The sequence below is a fragment of the Singulisphaera sp. GP187 genome (assembly GCF_900129635.1).
Classification (GTDB): domain Bacteria; phylum Planctomycetota; class Planctomycetia; order Isosphaerales; family Isosphaeraceae; genus Singulisphaera.
In genome coordinates, this window is record NZ_FSRB01000001.1 from 376636 (window position 1) to 397784 (window position 21149).

10 protein-coding genes and 2 tRNA genes are annotated in these 21149 nt (G+C 64.6%); 5 read left to right on the forward strand and 7 right to left on the reverse strand.

Annotation, left to right across the window (positions count from 1 at the left end; translation table 11 throughout):
- From BUS42_RS01630 to BUS42_RS43450, 3 genes are all read left to right on the forward strand, one after another.
- Positions 1-945 carry a DNA glycosylase family protein gene (locus BUS42_RS01630; RefSeq protein ID WP_074304700.1) on the forward strand — a complete coding sequence of 315 codons (945 nt, stop codon included), beginning with the start codon at positions 1-3 and terminating at the stop codon, positions 943-945.
- A 434-nt stretch (positions 946-1379) separates the two neighbouring features.
- Positions 1380-1450, forward strand: a tRNA-Arg gene (locus tag BUS42_RS43445).
- A 42-nt stretch (positions 1451-1492) separates the two neighbouring features.
- Positions 1493-1563 (forward strand) — tRNA-Cys (locus BUS42_RS43450).
- 106 nt (positions 1564-1669) lie between these two features.
- Here the strand turns inward: BUS42_RS43450 and zigA are convergent.
- From zigA to BUS42_RS01650, 4 genes are all read right to left on the reverse strand, one after another.
- Positions 1670-2893 (reverse strand): zinc metallochaperone GTPase ZigA, encoded by a 1224-nt coding sequence (zigA, locus tag BUS42_RS01635; protein WP_074304701.1) that lies wholly within the window; start codon positions 2891-2893, stop codon positions 1670-1672.
- A 76-nt stretch (positions 2894-2969) separates the two neighbouring features.
- Complete coding sequence (gene rpmG, locus BUS42_RS01640) at positions 2970-3146, reverse strand: 50S ribosomal protein L33 (RefSeq protein WP_074304702.1); 177 nt, start codon at positions 3144-3146, stop codon at positions 2970-2972.
- Between the two features lie 376 nt (positions 3147-3522).
- Positions 3523-4371, reverse strand: a complete 849-nt coding sequence (locus BUS42_RS01645) for a hypothetical protein (protein ID WP_074304703.1) — start codon at positions 4369-4371, stop codon at positions 3523-3525.
- Entirely contained in the window at positions 4355-5599 is a 1245-nt protein-coding gene (locus BUS42_RS01650) for a multiheme c-type cytochrome (RefSeq protein ID WP_074304704.1), read from the reverse strand. Before BUS42_RS01650 ends, BUS42_RS01645 begins: the two co-directional genes overlap by 17 nt.
- A gap of 464 nt (positions 5600-6063) precedes the next feature.
- Between BUS42_RS01650 and BUS42_RS01655 the strand changes: the two genes are divergently transcribed.
- Together BUS42_RS01655 and ltrA are read left to right on the forward strand one after the other, a co-directional pair.
- Positions 6064-9420: a PVC-type heme-binding CxxCH protein gene (locus BUS42_RS01655; RefSeq protein WP_074310566.1), complete on the forward strand. Its 3357-nt coding sequence runs from the start codon at positions 6064-6066 to the stop codon at positions 9418-9420.
- Positions 9421-10281: 861 nt separating this feature from the next.
- Positions 10282-11613: a group II intron reverse transcriptase/maturase gene (ltrA, locus tag BUS42_RS01660; RefSeq protein ID WP_074304705.1), complete on the forward strand. Its 1332-nt coding sequence runs from the start codon at positions 10282-10284 to the stop codon at positions 11611-11613.
- A 223-nt stretch (positions 11614-11836) separates the two neighbouring features.
- On the opposite strand, the gene recD is transcribed toward ltrA, so the two are convergent.
- From recD to BUS42_RS01675, 3 genes are read right to left on the reverse strand one after another with little or no spacing between them, the layout of a single operon-like run.
- Positions 11837-13900: an exodeoxyribonuclease V subunit alpha gene (gene recD / locus BUS42_RS01665; protein WP_074304706.1), complete on the reverse strand. Its 2064-nt coding sequence runs from the start codon at positions 13898-13900 to the stop codon at positions 11837-11839.
- Positions 13897-17424, reverse strand: a complete 3528-nt coding sequence (locus BUS42_RS01670) for a UvrD-helicase domain-containing protein (protein ID WP_074304707.1) — start codon at positions 17422-17424, stop codon at positions 13897-13899. Before BUS42_RS01670 ends, recD begins: the two co-directional genes overlap by 4 nt.
- Positions 17421-20888: an exodeoxyribonuclease V subunit gamma gene (locus BUS42_RS01675; RefSeq protein WP_074304708.1), complete on the reverse strand. Its 3468-nt coding sequence runs from the start codon at positions 20886-20888 to the stop codon at positions 17421-17423. Before BUS42_RS01675 ends, BUS42_RS01670 begins: the two co-directional genes overlap by 4 nt.
- Between the last annotated feature and the right edge of the window lie 261 nt (positions 20889-21149).

The window sequence follows — 21149 nt, forward strand, 5'->3', positions numbered from 1 at the left end:
ATGGCAGCGATCCTCATCCCGGTCCCGGCCGGCTTTCGGTTCATTCCCACGGTCTTTAGCCACGGTTGGTATCAGCTTCCCCCGTTTTCCTACGACCACGCGAGCCAGGTCCTGACGCGGGTCCACCAGTTCCGCGACGGCGGGGTGGCTCGCCTTCGGATTGGCGGCGGAGAGAACGACGGGACGGTCCGTGTGTCCGTCGAAGCGGGAGGCAAGGGCCGGCTCAGTCGCGAGCGCCGCGAGGAGGTCGTGCGGGTGGTCGGCACCTGTTTGAACTTGACCCGAGACCTGACTCCGTTCTACCGATCGGCTCGTCGTCGCCCGGAATACCGCTGGGTCGAGACGATGGGCGCGGGGCGGATGCTCGTGTCTCCCACGGTCTGGGAGGACCTGGCGAAGACCTTGCTCACGACGAACACCACCTGGGGGGCGACGGTCCAGATGTGCCGCCGGCTGGCGACCCTTGGCGCGCCACTCGGCGAGGGAGAGCACAGTTTCCCGACCCCGGAGCGCGTTGCCAGTCTGAGCGTCGACGCGTTGAATGATCATGTGCGCGCCGGCTACCGAAGTGCTTACTTGAGCCAACTCGCCCGGGCGATCGTCGAGCAGGGGCTGGACCTCGAGTTGTGGCGAGAGCCGGGCGTGTCCGGTGACGACCTGTTCCGCCGGATCCGGGGCCTGAAGGGGTTCGGCGAGTACGCCGCCGGAAGCATGTGCCGGCTGCTCGGTTCCTTCGACCGGCTCGGGCTCGACTCGAGCTGCCGCGCCTCGTTCCGCGAGCGGAACGGAGGTGAGCCGGCGAGCGACAAGCAGATCGCTCTCTACTACGAGCCGTTCGGCGAGTGGTGCGGGCTCGCCTTGTGGATGGACGTGATGAAATCCCACCTGACGGAATACGCGGGAGCCACCGCGCGTTGCCCGGGGGAAGACATCTCCCCGAAGTGATTGACTGATCGGAATAGCCGTATTTGAGAATGCTTTTCCTTGCCGGGAATTATCCACAAAGAGGAGTCTGTCGCAAGGCAACCGGGCCGTCTGTCTACCCTGGAGGCCGAGACTCACCGGAGAAGCTCGTTCCCACGCGGAGCGTGGGAACGAGATCCCGGTATCCTTGCGACAGTCTCACAAAAAGCGCGAACTTCTCGCGGGCATGCGCCGTCTTCCCTCTGTATGGACGAAAGATCGATGCGGGCCAAAGCGGTCTGCGAGCACAACCGAGGCAAACGCAAATGGACATTGTCGCCACGTGACCAGGTTATTCGCCCGGTTCCATCAACCCGATGCTGTTGCCACGGTGTCAAAAGAACCAGCCGATGCGAGAGTCCAAAAACAGGGAGCTACCGGTAACGTGGCGACAAGTCTTGTGAAATGGATGGTTTGTCCTCGGAGTGTGTGGGAGGCACGCGACTCTGCGAAGGTCGAAGGCCAGGTTCGACTCCTGGCGAGGGCACTTGTCTTGATCACGTGGTTTGGTTGCGTTCCTCCTCTCGATGACGCTGGAGCCAGACGGCCAGGCGGCCGGTTGCAAACCGGTTGAAGTGGGTTCGACTCCCACCTGCGTCTCTATGTCAGCAAGCGACGGGCGGCCGTCCCGCCCGCGTCGCTTGCCGCGATCGCCGGCGTACGTTCTTGCGTAAGCAGCGTACAGGTTGCGTAAGCGGTGACGGTGTTAATTCGCGGGGTCGTGCTCCCGATCTGATCCTTCCTCGTCCCACTGCGCGAAGGGGTCGTCGAGTTCCGCCCAGGCGGATTCGCCTTGGGCGACTTCGCGGTCGGTCAGGACGCAGGAATCGAGGCGGGCACGGAGTTGTTCCTGGTCGAGGTCACTGCCGATGAAGACCAGTTCCTGGTGGCGATCGCCGAAATGGTCGTCCCAGCCGTCGAGGGCGGACTGGCACTCTTCGGGGTCCTCGGGCCATTCGGATTTCGGAACGGCGGCGAGCCAGCGGCCGATCGGTTCGATGCGGCAGGCGCCGCCGGCCAGTGAGTACTCGGCGACGAAGTCGGGTCGGGACGCGATCCAGAATTGGCCTTTGCCGCGGAGCAGGCCGGGAAACCCCTCGTCGAGGAAGTCGTGAAATCGGCGAGGGTGGAACGGCCGACGGTCGCGGAAGACGAGGCTCGAGATTCCGTACTCATCGGTCTCGGGGACGTGTTCGCCACGCAGCTCCTTGAGCCAGCCAGGCGCCTGCGCGGCACGCTCGAAGTCGAACCGGCCCGTGTCGAGCACGTTCGCCAGGGGGACCTGGCCGAACGAGGTCCGCACGAGCTCGGCCTCGGGGTTGAGCCGGCGCAGGAGCGCCTCGAGCTGTTCCAGATCGGCGGGTGAGACGCGGTCGACCTTGTTAACCACGATGACGTCCGCGAACTCGACCTGGTCCACGAGGAGGTCGACGACCGTGCGGTCATCATCCTCGCCGATGGCGAGACCGCGTTCCTTGAGCTCCTCCGAGGCGAGGTAGTCGGGGAGGAAGCTCGCGGCATCGACGACCGTGACCATCGTGTCCAGCCGGGCCAGGTCCGAGAGCGATTGTCCCTCCTCATCTTCAAACGAGAAGGTCTCGGCGACGGGGAGCGGCTCGGAGATGCCGCTGGATTCGATCAGCAGATAATCAAACCGTCCTGCGCGGGCGAGCCGGGCCACCTCGACGAGCAGGTCCTCCCTGAGCGTGCAACAGATGCAGCCATTCGTCATTTCGACGAGCTTCTCCTCGACCCGGTTCAAGGCGTTGCCGTCGCGGACGAGCCGGGCGTCCACGTTGACCTCGCTCATGTCGTTGACGATGACCGCGACTTTGCGCCCCTCGCGGTTGTTCAAGACGTGGTTGAGGACCGTCGTCTTTCCGGCGCCGAGGAATCCGGAGAGAACCGTCACCGGCAGCTTCTCGATCATTGCTATCCTCCACCGACGAGAGTTCGGACGAGTCGAGTGCCGAGGGATTCGTGGTCAAACGCTCAAATCGATCGGCCTATTTTCGTTTGATTCTGTGAATCGTGTGCTTGTGAAGTCGGCGGCAATACTTCCGGAACCCGTCTTTCATGGAATCGGGGACCCCGCCGCGGGTGTTGATCTGAATGCGGTAGTTCAGGTCGTTGGTCTCTGTGCATTGCAGCCAGACGTATTCGCGGCCTTGAGATTTGGCCATGGTTTTCTCCCTTCCTCCCGCATTTTGGCCGTCAGGTCGGGTCAGGTTTTGGCCCGAATGGCGATGGCATCATCGCAACCCTTAACAACCCAGTGCCGGTGGAGGCCAGCGCGTTCCGACGAAACCCCCCGTGGCTCCAATTCCCTGGGACCGCGGGCGTCTCGCCCGCCCCACCGGGGATTGTGAGGCGCTCTTACCCACAGGTCAGGGGCGAACCGGGCTCGAGCCTCTTCGATCCGTCCCTTTTCGAGGAACCTCGGAGGGCGGCGATGGCGTCGAGGAGATCGTCTTTGCGGACTCGCGCTGCGACGTTGATGTGATCAAGCCGTGGGGTTCATGGAACCGTGAATTATTCTGTGTTGTGTGATAACAAGTTTTAAATTGTTGAGGAAATTGCGTCTGCATCCTGTTCGATGTGATCGCGGAGAGTCCAGAGCGCGATGCCCGCCAGGAGCACGAGGTTGGGGAAGAGCAGGGGGGCGAAGACGGGGGCGCCGTCGATCAGGTTGGTGAGCAAGCTTGGCGCCGGGCCCTGCAAGTCGGCCGCGAGATGGTAGTAGGCACCCAGCAGTCCGACGCCCGCTTGGGCCAGGAGCACCAGGCCGCTGAGCCTCAAGAACTTCCGCCCGATCGAGGTCAAGAACGGGGCCGTCAGAAAGCCGACCGCGAAGCTGCTGCTGACCACCGGAATCCACTCGGTCGCGTGGAAAAACCCATTTTGCGCATGGTCCGTCAGGCTGAAGACAAAGTTGCCGAGGAAGCCGCCGAGCGCCATCAACAAGACCCAGTAGGACCACTCCGCCGCGTCGTCGGGGATCATTCGGTTCACGATCAAGAGCAACCCCAGCCCGGTGTACGCCAGGGGGGCCGCGAACGGGGCGGCGTAGACAAGACTCTTGATCGTCCGTTCTTCAAAGAAGCGGCTGTCGAGATGCAGGACCAGGCCGATCAGGCCGATTCCCACCGCGATCCAGCCGACGAAATATCCCAGGTCGCGCCAGGCCGCTCGGTAGCCAAGGCCCTCGCCCAGGCCGAGCGCCGCGAGAAGAACGAGCGGGGCGACGATCGAGAAGTAGAGCGGAATGGACTCGGCGGGATGAGCAAACTTGTTGACGGAATGCGCCAGCCAGATATCAAGACTCAGGAACGCGATGTTGACGATCACGAAGGCTTCGAGCCAGAGCCTGGGTTCACGATACCACGGTCGACTACTTCGCGGTGGCATTGCCGTGCGCCCTCCGCAGTTCTTCCGCTTGCGCTTTGATCTCGACGCTGTGCTTGAGCATCGGGTAAGCGCCGTGCCACTGGGCGAAGTCTTGCCCTCCCATGAAGGCGCCGTGCTTGGTGGTCCGTCCGTAATAGTGCCAGAGGTCGAAGTACATGAAGTCGATCGGCGTCTCGAACCGTTTTGGGCCGAGGACGCCTTCCTTGCGCAGGGCGGTCATAATGTCGGAGGTGGCCTTGACCTTTTCGTTGGTCGATTCGACGACTTTGGAGGCATCCTCGTAAATCTGATCGATCAGACGTTGGGTGTGGCACTGGTTGCAGACCTCTTTCATCGCCACTTGCGCCTGCTCGGCATTCGGACGTTTCTTTGAGATTTCATCGGCCAGCCAGTACGAGAGTCGTTCCGAGGTGTCGTGGGTGGACTTGAGGCCGTTCAGGCCGCTCATATGGCAGGTGGTGCAGGTAGGGACAAACATGTCTTGAGTCGTCAGTGACTTCGCGGGCGCGTCGAGTTTGAGCTGCGACTTCTGTGCGGCGAACATGACACCGTGTTTGGATTCGTTGTAGATCTCCAACTGCGAGTGGTCGGGCCCCATGTGGCACTGGCCGCAGGTGGTCGGCAGGCGGGCGATCTCGACCGAGGAGGTGTGCCTGGTATGACAGGCGGTGCACGAGCCGATGGTGCCGTCGGGGTTGGGCCGGCCGACGCTATGGCACTTCACGCAGCCGACGGTCACGGCCGATTGGCCCTCCAGGCTGACCAAGGCATTCGCCGCGCGTTTGCAGGCGCCGGGATGAAACTTCTCGGAGAAGGCCACTTGGTCGGCGGTCAGCCCCTTTTCGCCGTAGACGGCCGCCCAGGAGGGCGCGGCGTGCCGACTGCGGAGGAATTGCTGGTACTGGGTCTCGTGGCAACTCCGACAATTTGCGGAGGTGACCGTCTTGCTGATCTCAAACCCGTGATGGGCTTCCTTCGTCTGCCCCTCCGCGGTCTGGTGACAGTCGAGACATGTCACCCCCTTCTTGGCGTGCTCGCTCAACTCGAACTCGTGAACAATCGAATGCTGGGTGCGCGTGTGGCACGAGGCGCACTTACCGGTCGCCCTCACGAACGAGGCGTTGGGCTGAATCGTCTCGACCGCCGGTCTTCGCCCGTTGATCAAGAGACCCGCCAGGATCATGCCGAAGCTCAAGACCAGGGCGATGAATACGGAACGGAATGACATGGCCCGGTTCCCTACCAAGTGCGCTGGGTTCGGATTCAAGCCGCGTTTCGTTGCCAGACATGAGGGGAATCACCCAGGAGAAGTTTCCCCGATTCTCAAGACGACCTCAATGGGTTGATCCGCAACCGCGGTTGATTCCGGCGTTGGCCCGTGCCAGGTCGCCCGACCACGTTGATGGTCCGCGGGAATGGTTTGCCGTAAGTTCCTGAACATCCCAAGGTCTCATGTCTGCGGGAAACGTAAAACCAAAGGGTGAGCGACGGGTCTCCCGTCGAATACGGCGGCGAGCCGGTTACCACTGGTTGTCCCTCATGATCCAACCGTTTAATCTGGACGTTTGCGGAGGGAATCTTCCAACGGCTTTCACAGACTGCTTTTCCGAAGCGATCGGCGGAAGGGGCGAACTCGCCCGCTCGCTGAGCCGTGTGAAACTGATCGTGCACCACGCCGAGGCCCCTGATCCCATGACTCACGCGAAGCGTGCTCTCCTCGTCTTAGGTTCGCTTCTGGCTTACGGCCAGGCGGAGCCGGCGAGTGCCCAGGCACCGTCCAAGGAACTGGCAAAAAAACTGCTCGCCTTGCCGCCAAGGCCGCAGCGCCCCGCCTTGCCGCCCAGTCGGTTGCCCCTCGATTTTCTCAAGGGCGAACGGATCGCCTTCGTCGGGAACTCGTTCGCCGAACGTATGAACCTGTTCGGACACTTTGAGACCCTCCTCCACACGCGATTTCCCGATAAGGAACTCGTGGTGCGCAATTTTGCGCGTCCCGCCGACGAGGTGGGGATCCGCCAACGTTCGTCCGACTACACGGCCCTGGACGACCCCCTGACCGCCTTCGGCGCTGATACCTATTTTTGCTTCTTCGGCTTCAATGAGTCGTACGCGGGCGCCGCGGGTGTCGCCCAGTTCCAGGCCGACTACTTGCGGTTTTTCGACACGATTGCCGAGAAGTACCCCCGCGACGATACGAAGGCGGCCCCGCGCTTCGTGGTAATCTCGCCGATCGCGTTCGAGCCGACCGGTGACCCGCTCTTGCCCGACGGTCGCGCGGAGAACGAACGGTTGAGCCTCTACACCCGCGCCTCGGCCGAGGTGGCGGCGAAAAAGGGGGTCGCCTTTGTGGACCTGCTGGAAAAGTCGGCCGGCCTGATGACCGCCGAACCCGGCATGCAACTGACGATCAACGGTTGCCACCTGAACGAGCGCGGTGATCGCGAAGTGGCCCGTTTGATCGACGAAGCCATGTTCACGACTCCCTCCACGGCCAGTGTGGGAAGCCCTGCCTACGAGAAGCTCCGGGCTGCCGTCAACGATAAGTCCTGGGTGCACCTGCAAGATTATCGGATGCTGAATGGCTGGTACGTTTACGGCGGGCGACGGACCTGGGATACCGAGACATTTCCGCGTGAATATGTGAAGATTCGAAAGATGGCGGAGGTCCGCGACCGGTATATCTGGAACCTCGTCCAGAACAAGCCGGTTCCCGAGCAGCCCGACGATTCCGGCACCGGCGACCTGATCGTCCCGGCCACGCGATTCGGTGAGCCACGGCAGAAATACTCGGAAGCCGATTCGTTGCGGTATCTGACGCCCGACCAGCTCGTCAAGACGACCACCGTCCCCCCTGGGTTCGCGATCGAGCCGTTCGCCGACGAGACCAAGTTTCCCGAGCTGGCCAAGCCCGTCCAGTTGAACTTCGACAACAAAGGGCGACTCTGGGTCGCTTGCATGCCCACCTATCCCCAGTGGAAGCCGGGCGACGGCAAGCCGAACGATAAGCTCGTCATTCTCGAAGACACCGATAAGGACGGCAAGGCGGATACGTGCAAGGTTTTTTATGACAAGCTGCAATGCCCGACCGGCTTCGAGTTCTGGAACGGCGGCGTGTTGGTCGTCGACCAGCCGCGGTTGCTCTGGCTGAAGGACACCGACGGCGACGATAAGGCGGATGAGGTGGTTCACCTCGTCGACGGCTGGGCCACCGACGACACCCACCACACCTGTGGCGCATTCGAGTGGAACCACGGCGGGTCGTTGCACATGCTCGAAGGGATCGCCACGAGCACGACCCTCGAGACCCCCTGGGGGCCGCATCGCAGCCAGGGGACGGGCGGAGCCTACGTGATGGACCCGCGCACCCTCAAAATCCGCCAGTTCGCCTTGCCTGGCCAGTACAACATGTGGTGCTACGTGTTCAACGGCTGGGGACAAGGCATTGTCGGCGACGGCACGACGGCCAACCATGCCTGGGATACGCCTCTCTCCGGCGCTCAGTACCGCGGCCGGACCGGCCTGAACATGGTCTTCGACAACGAAGGCATGAGGCCCGCCTTGGGGAGCGAGTTCCTGGTCAGTCGGCATTTCCCCGACGATGTCCAAGGGCAGTTCACCTACGCCTGCGTCATCAACATGAATGGAATGCCTCGGTTCAGCCTCAAGGACGACGGCGGCGGCTACCATGGCGCCCGCTTGAAGCTCCCCAACGGTCAGCCCGACGACCTGATTCGCTCGACCGACAAGCACTTCCGGCCCGCCGATCCCCAGATCGGGCCCGACGGAGCGCTCTGGTTCGGGGATTGGGCGAACGCCTTGATCGGTCACATGCAGTATAGCCAGCGCGACCCGAATCGCGACCACACCCGCGGTCGGATCTATCGACTCGTCTATCCGGAACGGCCGCTGGTGGAACCGGTCACCCAGTTCGGTAAGCCGGTGCCCGAACTCCTGGACCAGTTGCGGCAATACGAGTGGCGCACCCGCTACCGGGCCCGTCGCGAGCTCCGCGACCGCCCGTCGGACGAAGTCGCCGCCGCCGTGAAGACCTGGGTGGCCAAGCTGGATCCCAAGGACCCCGAGGTCGACCGGCTCCGTTGTGAGGCGCTCTGGATCCTGGAGTCGCATCATCGCCTTGATGCCGAGCTGCTGACCCGAGTGTTGAAGGACTCGCCCACGTTCGAGGCCCGAGCCGCCGCCGTCCGGATCCTTGCGGACGAGCGGGAATCGTTCCCGCAGGCCCTTGAATTGTTGCTGGCCGCTTCCAAGGATGTTCATCCCCGAGTCCGGACCGAAGCGGCGCGTGGCCTCAGCTACTTCCCCGAGCCCAAGGCCGCCGCGGCGCTCCTGGCGATGACCCAGGCGCCGGCCGACTACTGGTGCGACTACACCGTCAAACAGGCACTCGGGGCCAACGAGAGCGTCTGGCGTGCCGACTACCTGACGGGACGGCTCGCGAAGTCAGGCCCGCGCGGTGTGCAGATGGTCACGGAGTTGATGTCGGCCTCGAAGGCAGGGGCGGCGGCCTTGCCGTTCCTTCAGTCGCTCCTGAGCCAGGAGCCGAAGCCGGACGAAGAACGGGATAAGGCCATGACCGGCCTGGCGCAATTGCGGGGCGACCAGAATCGTGGTCGTGAGGTCTTCGTCCGAACCTGCACCGCCTGTCACCGGGTGGGCAACGGCGAAGGCCGCGAGTATGGGCCGAACCTCGCCGGCGTCGCCAAGCGCATGCCCAGGACCAAGATCATCCACTCCGTGATCGACCCCAACGCCGATGTCGATCCCAAGTATCGGTCAACCATGATTGCGACGGCGGACGGCACGATCGCGTCGGGCCTGGTGGTCAGCGAAAACGACAAGGAGGTCGAGCTCTTCGACGGCAAGGCCACCCGCAAGATCCTCGTCAAGGATATCGAGGAACGTGCCCTCCGGACCCAGAGCAGCATGCCCGAAGGCACCGCCTCCACCCTGGCCCCTTCGGAGTTCGTCGACCTGATCGAGTATCTGGGGGCCCAGAATCAGGACGTGAAACCCACGGACGCGAAGTAAGCGAGTTTTTGCCCCTCCCCTCCGACATTCGCTGATGTCGGAGGGGAGGGATACTCGTGGCATGGCCTTGTCCCAGCTTCTGTTCCTGGTAAGAGCCGATCGCCCTTTCTTTTTCAACGACCCCCGATCCAGGACTAGAGCGGTTCCCGACCGGCTGGCGCACGGAAAAAGGGGACAGGCACCCGGTCTCCAAAGCGTTCGGCGAGATTCAAGGGCTCAGGGGCCGGGAGCCAGTCCCCTTTTTCCTCCGCTGTGCGCAATGCAAAGGAAAACCGCTCTAGGAAGCCGCTCGCGACTCGTTCCCACGGTCCCCCGTGGAAATGAAGTCTGGGACGCGCTGTGTCCTCGGCTTGCGAAGGCCAGACGACGCGGAGCGTCGGGGAGTGCGCCTGTAATTGCATTGAATCCGCAGGGTGTGAGTTCCTGCCGAAGTGTTCTGGCACTTCGTAACCGAGGGTAACTGCGTCGCCGCGAGGCGGGGTGGGAAGCAACCGTAGGTGAACGATCAGTCCGTAACGCAAGTAAACTCGATTCGGCCGACTGTCGTGGCGAGCCTGCTCCTCGATGGCGAAGCCCAATTGACGCATGGCCCCTCAGAAAGGGCGTCCACAGTGATGTGGTCCGGTAAGACCGACGCACAAAACCCCAGAATGGCGTCGGGACGACAGTAGGTTGTTGGAGACGGAATGATCGGAAGGTTCGATGACGAAACACAGGGAGACCTGGACCTCGCCAAAGCCGGTGTTCATTGTCCCTGATAAGGATACGAAGAGCCGGGGGTCCAGGAGTCAGAGCACCCATAGTAGCGCAGAAGCCGGGTAACTCCGGTGGAGCGAAGGGGTGCAGGGAGGTGGAGACGCGATGTCCGATGCGAAGGAATTCCAACTGGAGGCAGTGCCCGCGAGGGCTAGGCGCGCCAGAGAGATCCCGATCCCATGGGTCTGGGTCGAACCGACGGTCTGGACGGAGCGGATGTTGACGGCCCTCATCGAGGGGGTCAAAGGTGGAGTCTGGTATAGCCTGATGGACAAGGTCCACCCGCAACGCGCCCTGTATACGGCATACTCTCGAGTCGCCGCCAACGAGGGTGCCGCGGGCGTGGACCACGTGACCGTGACGATGTTCGAGGACCGCCTGGAAGAGAACCTGAAGGATCTCAGCGACGCCCTGCGTACGGGAACCTACCGTCCGCAAGCGATCCGCCGACACTGGATTCCCAAACCAGGAAACCAGGAGAAGCGTCCGCTCGGGATTCCCACCGTCCGCGACCGGGTGGTCCAGACGGCACTCCGGCAGGTGTTGGAACCGATCTTCGAGCGTGACTTCGCCGCGCACAGCTACGGCTTTCGCCCCGGCAGGGGATGCAAGGACGCGCTGCGGCGGGTGGACGAGCTGCTTAAAGGCGGATTCACCCATGTGGTAGATGCCGACTTGAAGAGCGATTTCGACACGATCCCCCACGACCGCCTGCTGGCGCTGGTCGCCAAGAAGGTAGCGGACGGGAAGGTGCTGAACTTGATCGACGCGTTCCTGCACCAGGGCGTCCTCGACGACCTGGAGGTATCGACGCCCGAACAGGGGACGCCGCAGGGTGCGGTGATCAGCCCGCTGTTGAGCAACATCTACCTTGATCCGCTCGACCACCTGATGGCCGAATCGGGTTTCGAGATGGTGCGCTACGCGGACGACGTCGTGATCCTGTGTCGAAGCTCGGAGGAAGCGGCCCAAGCGATGGCGGTGGTGCAGGAGTGGACGGCCTCGGCCGGCCTGACCCTGCATCCCACCAAGACGCGGATCATCGCCGTCAGGACCGAAAGCTTCGACTTCCTGGGCTACAGGTTTGAGGACGGCACACGCCGCCCGCGACCGAAGAGCCTGGACAAGTTCAAGGAGACGGTCCGGACGAAGACCACGCGTACGACCGGGGGCAGCCTCTCCGCGATCATCGCTAGCCTCAACCCAACGCTTCGTGGCTGGTTTGAATACTTCAAGCACAGCCACAAGTGGACGTTTGAACGACTCGACGGCTGGATCCGCATGCGTCTGCGGAGTCTGCTCCGTAAACGGATGAAGAAACGAGGCCGCGGTCGTGGCACCGACCATCAACGTTGGCCCAACGCCTTCTTTGCCGACCATGGACTTTTCAGCTTGGAACGAGCCCATGAGTTAGCCAGTCAATCCTCTTTGAGGTAAAACCACCAACGGGAAAGCCGTATGCGGGAGATCCGCCCGTACGGTTTGGAGGGAGGGGGAGCGTAATCCGCTCTCCCTACCCCTATCGGCATTCCCACGGGGACCGTGGGAACGAGGGGGATGCCTCGCTCGGTAGCGGGTCGTTGTTCTTCCCCCCCCTCTCTCCCTCCCCTGGGACATCCAAACAGGTGGATATGGTTTTTTGGGTATTTAATAATACGAATCAGGCCGGCGGGCGAGGGCCGCGCACGCGCTCGGCGACTCCGGAACAGCGGCGGGCGGTTCGGGCGATTCCGCGTGCCAAGGTTTCGCGCGAGCCGACCAACGTCACGGCGGCCCGGCTTCGGGTCAGGGCGGTGTAGAGGATCTCGCGGGTGTTGAGCGGGATGTCGGCGTCGGGCAGGATCAGGGCGACGCGGTCGAACTCCGAGCCTTGCGCCTTGTGGATCGTCATGGCGTACGACCGGCGGAGGACCGATCGGAGCGAACCGATCCGGTGGGTGGCGAAGCCGTCGGCCCGGCGGAAGACGACCATCGGCGCGGGGCGGCCCGCTTCGGAGACGAGCAGGACGAGCCCCTGGTCGCCATTGAAAAGCATGCGGCCGTAATCATTGACTTGCATCATCACCGGTTCACCGGGAATCAGGTCGTCGTCGCGGAACGTGCCCGCGGGTCGGGCCACGAGCGCTCGATCATGGAGCAGGTCGTTGATCCGATCGGCACCCGTCGCCAGCACCCGGGTCAGGCAGAGCACCCGCGACCGGTCGAAGTGGTCGAACAACTGGTTGAGCCGGCCTTGCTCCGCTTCGGGGAACCCGTCCCGGCCAAGGTGGTAGCGGCGACCGACCAGGTGGTCGAAGTCGGCGAGATTCCGGACAACCTCAAGATTCCAGCGATCGAGAAAGCCGTCGATCACGCCCGCGCCTTCGGGGGCTTCGAGGAACTCGACCCCGCGGAATTCGACTGCGGCGAACGAGTTTCGCTCCACGATCAGGTCGTCGCTCGTGCGCCTGGCGGCGAACTTCGGGGGCGCGCCGCGGTCGATCGCTTGCGAGACGGTCAGGATGTTGCGGCCGTCCGGGTCGTCGGGGCGCATGCGGTGGCTCTCCGTGAGCCGAACCGCGCGAGGCCCGAGTGGCGAAGGGCCGTCGTCGGTTTCCACCAGCAGGTCGCGGAGCACCGCGCCCGCTTCGACCGAGGGCAACTGGTGGTCGTCGCCGAGCAGCACGAGCCGACTGTCGTCGCGGAGCGACCGCGCGAGCCGCTCCATCAGAACGAGGTCGATCATCGACGCCTCGTCCACGACGATCAGACGCCCGGCGAGCCGATTGTTCTCGTGATGCAAGAACCGTCCGGTCGAGGGCGAATAGCCAAGCAGGCGATGGAGCGTCCGTGGTTCGGGGAGCGCTTCCAGGTCCTGATCCTCGGGTGAAGGTTCGGCGATGGCCCGGAGGCCGGACTGGATCGCTTGCCCCATCCGTTGCGCGGCCTTGCCGGTGGGCGCGGCCAGGAGCATCGCCTCGGGAGGGAGGCCCAGGCGACGGAGCACGCGGAGAATCGACACGACGATCGTCGTCTTGCCCGTCCCCGGCCCACCGGAGATGACCGCCAACCGGTGGCTGGCCGCGACCCGGACGGCGGCGAACTGGTCGCGCGAGAGCGGCAGCGCTGTGCCTCCGCGCATGGCGGGACGTCCCGCCACGTCGCGCAACGCCGCCGAGACCTCGGCCTCGGGCCAGCCGGCGTCGTCCCCGTCCCCCTCGATCCGCCGGCGCAACGCCTCGGCGAATCGCTCCTCCAGCGCCCGCATCTTCTGAAGATAGAGATAGGGACCATCCACGATCAGCGGCTTGAAGTCGTCCGGATCACCAATGATCGCGTTTGCACGTCCGGATTCAATGAGTGCATCCGCCATCGCCACGGCCTGCGCGGCGTCCAGGCCGAGCACCGGTTCCTCGGCGGGGAGGAGCTGCCGCGCCGTGTCGAGTCGGACGGCCCGATCGCGAAACGGAAGCCGGGTGCTTCCTTGGCCGAGGGTCACCAACGCGGTCAAGGCGAGGAGAATCAGCGCCGCGCGTTCCTGACGGTTCAAGCCGTCGGGCAGTCGGCCGAGTTCCCAGGCGAGGAACGCCACCTCTTCCTCGAGGTTGAAGGAGGCGGCGAGTCGCTCGCGGACCGGCCGGAGCCAGGCGAGCAGTGCGGTTTCGTCGTCGTCACCTGAGGGGGCACCCGCACTGACAGCGGCGCGTGCGGTTCCGAACGGAGAGAGCTCGGTCAGCGGTCTCATCGAATCCCTCCGGAGGGGCGTGCGCCGAATCGGATCAAATCGGCCTCGTTTTGAAGCAGGTCACTCCATGCCGGTCGCGCGAAGTAGAGCCCGTGGCCGGCCAGCCCGGGTTGACGTGCCGCCCGGAGAAAGACGTAGATCATGCCCCCGAACCGGCGGTCGTACTCGGCTTCCGAATGGACCCGAAGCGCCTTCACTAACGCCAACGCATACAGCTTCGCTTGCAGCTCATAATGCTTGGCGACGTGGGTCATAATGGCCTCGGCGTCGTACGACGGCAGGACGTCCCCCTTCCAGTCGGCGACATACACCAGGCCATCGTGCTCAACGACAAGATCCACGAATCCCTTGATGAACCCGCGTTCGACGACGAGCTTACCGGGTCTCGGGTCCGCGAGCCCGGGGTGCGCTTCCTCGGGGAACGGGAACAGGAATTCCATCTCGCGGACCGACCGCTGGCAGCGGCAGAAGCCAGGGATCTTGCGATCCGCACCGACCGGCACATCGGCCGTGAGGGCGTGATAAATCATTGCCTCGGCATGGGCGCGGTGGCTGGATTCGATCGCGTTCCGCGCCATCGCGGCGTCGATGGTCTCCGCGACGCTCGGGAGCGTGCGCCAGGCGTCGAGCGACCCGGCCGTGGCGGTCTCATCGAGCGGGATCGCTTCGATGATTTCATGCAGGAAGGTGCCGACGGCGCGGCCGCCCGGCAGGTCCCCCTCGGCCAGCATGTTGGCGCCGGCCGATGGGCCCGGTTCGCGCCGGTGCTCGTCGCGCTCGATCGGCTCGGAGTCGCCGACCCAGTCCCGCTTCATCCGGGAATACGACGTCACCTCGTAGGCCCGATGGCGGTCGCGAAGCCCGGCGAACTCGCTCGACTCGTCGTTCGCTTCGAGGTCGTGCCGATGGGGCCGCCAGGTTGCGGGGGAGCGTCCCGGACCGCTGCCCGTCGGATGGATCGGCTCGTCACGGAACGGAACACGGTGGAACAAACGCGACGCCTCGGGCAAGTCGAGCACGGCCGCGAGCCGGTCGTTGACCCGGCGGTATCCGCCCGTCCAATATTTGCTCATGTGCTCGTTCGGGACAAACGGGAGGTAGAGCCGAGCCTTGGCCCGGGTCAGGGCGACGTAATAGAGCCGTTGCCGTTCCTCGTCGTTTTCGCGTTTCGCCGTCTCCTTGGCGTGGGCGTCGGGATCGACATCAAGGACGCGCGTGCCTTCGTCGTCGTGGTATTCGTAAAGCCCGTCCGACGGATTTGACGTGAACCCGCCGTAGAGGAACACGACGGCCGCTTCCAGTCCTTTGCTCTTGTGGATGGTCATGATCTGCACGGCGTCGCGGTCGCTCTCCAGCCGCTGAACGTTGCCGTCCTGGGCGGCCGGCTCGCGCGTGCCCAGGAGGTAGGCGTCGAGGGTGGCTACCAGCTCGCTGAGCCCATCACCGTTGGCGTGGACCTCTTCCAGGAGAAATTCAAACAGGTGGAGATAGTTGGTTAATGCCCGCTCGTCGTCTTTGAACAGCAGCTCGCGGCGGACGATCCCGCTCTCGTCGAGGATCCGGGCGAACAGGGTCTCGAACCGCCGGGCCTCGGCCAGGTCTTTCCAGTCGATCAGCCGGCGCAGCAGCGGGTGGGAGTCGGGGAGCTCGAACAGGTCGGGCAGGGCGTCGAGCGGCACCGAGAAGAACGGGGTGATCCAGGCGAGGCTGCGGCGTGAGACGTCGGCGGGGTCGTCGATCGCCGCGAGCAGGTCGCGGACGGCCGAGGCCTCGGCGGTCTGAAACAAGCCCTCTTGCTTGTAGAACGCGAACGGCACGCCGGCATCGCGAAGCGCCTCGGCGATCCGCGGACCGTCGGAGTTCGAGGCGGTCAGGATGAAGATGTCCCCGGCCCGGACCGGCCGTTCCTCGCCAGGCTCGCCGAACCGCAAGCCATGTCGTTCCGAGCAGATGTGCGCGGCCTCGCGCGCGATCTGACGCGCCAGCCCTCGAAAGAGCTCGTTCTTGGAGAGCGATTCCCCCCTCGGGCCAATCTCGAGGACGTGGACCGGGCTCGAAGGCGAGCCGTCACGTGCGAGCGCCACGAGTTTTCGACCCGGCTTCACGGGCGTCTGATAGGTGATCTCACCTTCGAGAAAGGGGGGGCTCGCCGCTCCGTCGAGGATCAGGTTGTACGCGGCGATCAAGTCGGGGGTCGAGCGGTGGTTGTCCCCGAGCGTGGCCGGCGCCTGATCCTTGACGATCCGTGCTCTGGCGGTGAGGAATGCCTTCACGTCGGCGCCGCGGAATCCATAGATCGACTGCTTCGGATCGCCGATCAGATAGACGAAGTTGTTGCGGTCACTGTCGACGAAAACTCGCTTGAAGAACGACCATTGCAGTTCATCCGTATCCTGCGACTCGTCGATCAAGGCGTACCGGAAGCGGTCCCGGAGCGAGTTCACGAGTGACTCACCGTCCGGCCCGTCCACCGCGGCGGCGGCCCCGGCGAGGATTCCGTCGAAGTCGAACGCCCCGGTCGTGGCCGTCATCCGTTCGAGTTCGTCGACCACCGGGATCAAGCAAGCCTGGATCACCGCGGCCTTGAGCGGAGCGAGCCGGTCGTTGAGCTGGACGATCGCGTCGCGGATTGTAGCGGCGGTGCCATCCAGGTCGAGGCCGCCCAGTTTCTCATTGAGGTAACGGAGCGACGTGGTGAAGTCCTTGTCCCCCAGGAGGTTCAGTGAGCGTCCCCTCCCTCGCGTCTTGGCCGCGACGGCCGGGAGGTGGTTGCCGCAAATCGCCTTGGTCGTGGCTCCGTGAACCTTCAATGCTTTTAAGGACTTGCCGATTTGTTCCAGTTCTTCACTGATGTCGATCTCGAACAGTGGATTCGTTTCCAGCTCGCGCCGGAGCGCGGTGAGATCGAACGAAGGCCGGACCTCTCGGCGCGACGAATGGCACTGGTAAAGCAGTTTTTCGAGGCCGTCGATGCCTTCATTGCCCCCGTCGACCCAGAGCGCGAGCAACTCGGCGGCGTCGCTCGGTCCTCGGGCGAGGACGCGGCGCAGGGCCGTTTTGAAGGCGCGGCCGAACCGGGTTCGTCCGTCTTCGAGGGTGCCGTCGAAGAGGCGACCGCCGGCGAACGCATGTTCGTTGAGGACCCGGGCGAAGAAGCCGTGGATCGTGCCGATCGATGCGCCGTCGAGCGAGGCGAGGGCGTGCCTGAGCTGTTCCCGCCGGGCGTCGTCGACCCGCCAGAACGTGCCCGAGCGGTCGCAGCGGCACTCGAGCCCCCCTTCGCACCAGGCGCCGAGGATCTTGCCGATGATCGCGCGGATCCGTTGCCGGAGCTCGGCGGCGGCTCGTTCGGTGAAGGTCAGGACGAGCAGTTGGTCGATCGAAACCTGTTCCCGCAGAAGCAGTTCAATGACAAGATGTTCAATCGTGTATGTCTTGCCGGTTCCGGCCGACGCTTCGATCACGGCGTGCCGGTCGTGCGGGATCCGATCGAGGATCGCCGGTCTCGGGTAATGGACGGTCATTGGCTCACCACCCCGCCGCTTTTCTGGAAGAGACCGAAGCGCCTGGCGATGATCGCTTCGGCCAGGTCGTCGCCGGGCGGGTCGTAGCGGGCGAAATTGGGCACGGGGCCATAGCGCGAGCTACAGGGCTTGCGGTTGTCATCCTTGATTTCGTCGATGCTCTCCGAGACGCGTTTCCCTTTCATGATGAAGTCGAACACGGCCTCGCAAGGGAGCAGGTAAGCGTGCGAACCGCTGAACATGTCCGAGAGGATATCGCTCAAGAATGTTCGTGCGTTGGTCGAATCGATCCCCTGAAAGAGGCGTTCGTGCTCGGGGCCGGCTTTGGCCGAGTGGGTCAGGACGTGGGCCTGATAGCTCGCTTGGCGTTGGGGGCCGGGCGTGAGATTGAGGACGACGGCGTCGAGGAAGCCGGCGAAGAAGTCCTTGGGCTTGGCCTTGTCTCGGGTCACGCAGGTCATCGAGCCGGGCAAGTTCGCCGAGACCAATTCGGTTCGGCCGTGGATTTCGACCGGGACGGGCCGCGTCGAGCCGTCGGGCCCCGGGAGTGGGACGTCGACCACGATCGGGTCGCGGAGCGCGTCGACGGCCTCGTTCTCCGAGGCGCGGCCGAACCGCTGGATCTGAAACGGGCCGTGGTCGAGCAGCCCTCGGTGGATCGCCCCATGGTGCCAGGCGCCCAGGCAGGCGAGATGGCGGCGGCGGTCCGACTCCCGAAAGAGGCCGACGGGCATCAGGCCGGACCGTGCCATCACTTCGGCCCGGGGGGCGTACATCGCCTCCAGCAAGGCTGGGGAGAGCTCCTTTGAGGGGTATTGAAGCCCATCGTGGAAGACGTCGCGGAGCAGGGTCGTTTGGTGGAGCGTCGCCGTGGCGAACGGCTCGTCTTCGCGGTCGGCCGCGCCGTCGCCTTCGTTCTCGCGGATCCGGAGCATGAGTCGCGCCCAGCTTTGCAGCGGGCATTCGAGGAACCGGCGGATCTCGCGAATCGAGACCTGGATCCGGCGGGCCGGCTCCGTGGTCGGTTTCGCCTGGTAGGGAGGGCAGAGGCCCAGCCAGTCGCGGAGTCCGCCGCCGAGCCGCCAGGTTTGCTCGGGCGAGATCGTCGTGGCGGGACCGCAATGGGCCCGGAATGAGGGCCGGAGCGCTCGCGCCCGCGCCTCCCGCCACGCGGCGGTCGACGCGACAGGGACGGTCAATATGTCGATATTGTCGAAGCGACGGAGCGGCTCCTTGCGCACCCAGTCGGCCGCGTCGGTTTCGTCTTGTCCCTCGCGTTCGAGATGGTGGAGCAACTCGTGGATCACGGAGGATGGTTCGAGGCTTTCGCCGGTCTGGGCGTCTCGGGCGACGTACGAGAGGTAGAGCCGGTCGTGGGTCGAGGTGATCGTTTCGAGGAACAGATAGCGGTCGCGGTCGCGCGGGCTGATGTCGCCGAGTTGGCGCTTGCCGCCTGACAGCAGGTCGAGCGGATCGGGACCGTCGGCCGCGGGGAAGCACCCTTCGCCCAGGCCGCAGACAAACGCCACCCGGAACGGAAGCGCCCGCATCTCCAGCAAAGGCGCGACGGCCACGCCGTCGGCCAGGTAGTGCCCGCGGGCGTCGGTCAGGCCCTCGACCGCTTCACGAAGACACTCGCAGGCGACCCGGTAGCCGACGACCGCGCCGTTCAGGTCGAGGCGTTTTAGGTCCGCCGCCTCGCGGAGGCAGGACGCCAGGGCTCGCTGCTCGAGGTCGGAGTCGCCCGCGAGGTAGGCGGAGATCAGCTTGGTGAAGAAGGCCGACCACTCGGTGAAGGTCAGCCTTGCCGAGCGGGCGAACCGGGCATCGGCCACCAGCGAGCGCACGAGCAGGAGCAGTCGCGCGGCGTCGGCCTGGGTTTCGACCGGCTCATCGTGGGGGAGCCATTCGGAATCGCCGAGGCGGAAGCCGCGCTCGTCGCCGCAGCGGGGGCCCGTCATGAACCCGCCGAGCACCAGCCGGCGCAGACCTTGATCCCAGTGGAACAGGTCGCGATCAATGTACGTGTCTTCATGATCGAGTCGGTCGGCCCCGTGGACGATCTCGAGCTGGTGGCACCAGGCGCGCCAGCGGTCGGCGTCGGCCCCGGGAAACTTCGCCTGCACGGCCGGGTGGGTGAGCAGGGGCAGAAGCTGGGGGCGCGTGAATTCGCCGAACGGCAGGTCGAGGAGTCGGAGCACCGCCTCTACCGCCCGGCACTCGCCGGTCAGCGGCAGGTCGATCATGGTGGACGGAATGTCGAACAGCTCCTCGAACGCCGCTCGCAGGTGCGCCTGATAGCTCTGGCGATTCCGGGAGTCGGCGATCAGCACCGCAATGTCCCGGAACCGGAGTCGGTCGGCCGCGGCTCCTTGCCGGGCGTCGTCCTCGCGGACCAGCCGCCAGATCTCACCCGCGATGACCTCCGCCTCGCGGCGGATGCCCGGACAGGCCAAGACCGCGAGGCTGCCGTCGGGCGAGAGCGGGGGACTGTCGGCGTCTTTTCCCTGGAGGATCGCGCTTTGCAGGTGTTCGAGCGTGGTTGCCGGGGTGGGCTCGACGAACGCCGTGGTGACGCTTACCTTGCGGAGACCGGCGAGCATCTTGGAGAACTCCGCGCCGGGACGGCCCCAGGTGCGGACCAGGTCGTGCCCCTCCACCCCCTTCTTCACCGAGCGATCCGAGAACGCCTGACAGGATGAGGGGACGTAGACATGCACCTCCGAGGATCGCCCGAGGTGTTCGAGCATCTCGCGCAAACCCGTCCAGATGTAGGAGAATCCAAAAATATGAACCAGGGGCGGTGGCCGGTAGCCGTCGAGCTTATCGAGCCGGCCGAACAGTTCGAGCGGGAGGATCAACTGGTCGCCGCCTTGGGCCCGGCTCCGACTGAGGGTTCCCCCGTCACCGACGAGCCGGGTCCAGAGGTCGCGCTGCCACCCTTCGGTCTCGGCGAGCGGGCCGTCACCCAGGTCGGTGTCTCCCTCGGCCCAGGCGCGGAGGAGTTCGGGCCGGGTGTCGCCATACTGCCGGGCCAGCCGCGCCAGCCGGGTCGCGAGCTGGAACTGCCGGAGGTCGCGCGCCGCCATGTCGTCGCCCGCCGCGTCGAGGTAGGTCCGTACGGGGCCGGGGAGGGGCCGAGCGGTTTCGGTCTTTGCCTCCGCCCCCAGAATTTCGAGAAACATGGCCCGTAAGGAGGCCCGATCGAGCAGCCGCAGGGCCGGTTTCGAGGGGGGTAAGAGGGTCGCCAGGAATTGCTCGGTCACCTGGAACGACAGCCCCGCGGCGATGCCAGTCCTGCGCGCCACCTCGTATTTCAGATAGACCGCGATTTGCGGGTTCGGGACGACGATGGGGGGCCGCTCGAACAGGTCGGCCGCCGGGTCGCGGTTTGCGGCGTCAAGGTTCTCGGACAGAAGTTCGGCCAGGCGATCGAGGTGATTGGAGTACCAGACACGGATCATCGACTCGAAAACTCCATTTGTCGGCGTCGTATGACACGGCCTCCTCAACGAGGAGCCAGCGCTCATCGCGTTCCCGGGAGGCTTCGCTCAGGAAGTCTCGTCTCCAGGCTCTGCTCTGTTGGTATGACCCAATATACACGACCGAGTGGTCATCTGACGTCTAAGGTGTCAACCGTACAGTGCTCCGCTCCCTCTCTCTTCCCCCCCCCCCCTGGGACCGCGGGCGTCCCGCCCGCTCTTAAATTTGTTTTAAATGAATTA

Excerpts from the sequence above, each read along its gene's own strand:
- zigA (WP_074304701.1), bottom strand. The coding sequence starts at position 2,893 with ATGATCGAGAAGCTGCCGGTGACGGTTCTCTCCGGATTCCTCGGCGCC.
- rpmG (WP_074304702.1), bottom strand. The coding sequence starts at position 3,146 with ATGGCCAAATCTCAAGGCCGCGAATACGTCTGGCTGCAATGCACAGAG.
- BUS42_RS01650 (WP_074304704.1), bottom strand. The coding sequence starts at position 5,599 with ATGTCATTCCGTTCCGTATTCATCGCCCTGGTCTTGAGCTTCGGCATG.
- BUS42_RS01630 (WP_074304700.1), top strand. The coding sequence starts at position 1 with ATGGCAGCGATCCTCATCCCGGTCCCGGCCGGCTTTCGGTTCATTCCC.
- recD (WP_074304706.1), bottom strand. The coding sequence starts at position 13,900 with ATGAGACCGCTGACCGAGCTCTCTCCGTTCGGAACCGCACGCGCCGCT.
- BUS42_RS01675 (WP_074304708.1), bottom strand. The coding sequence starts at position 20,888 with ATGATCCGTGTCTGGTACTCCAATCACCTCGATCGCCTGGCCGAACTT.
- ltrA (WP_074304705.1), top strand. The coding sequence starts at position 10,282 with ATGTCCGATGCGAAGGAATTCCAACTGGAGGCAGTGCCCGCGAGGGCT.
- BUS42_RS01670 (WP_074304707.1), bottom strand. The coding sequence starts at position 17,424 with ATGACCGTCCATTACCCGAGACCGGCGATCCTCGATCGGATCCCGCAC.
- BUS42_RS01655 (WP_074310566.1), top strand. The coding sequence starts at position 6,064 with ATGACTCACGCGAAGCGTGCTCTCCTCGTCTTAGGTTCGCTTCTGGCT.
- BUS42_RS01645 (WP_074304703.1), bottom strand. The coding sequence starts at position 4,371 with ATGCCACCGCGAAGTAGTCGACCGTGGTATCGTGAACCCAGGCTCTGG.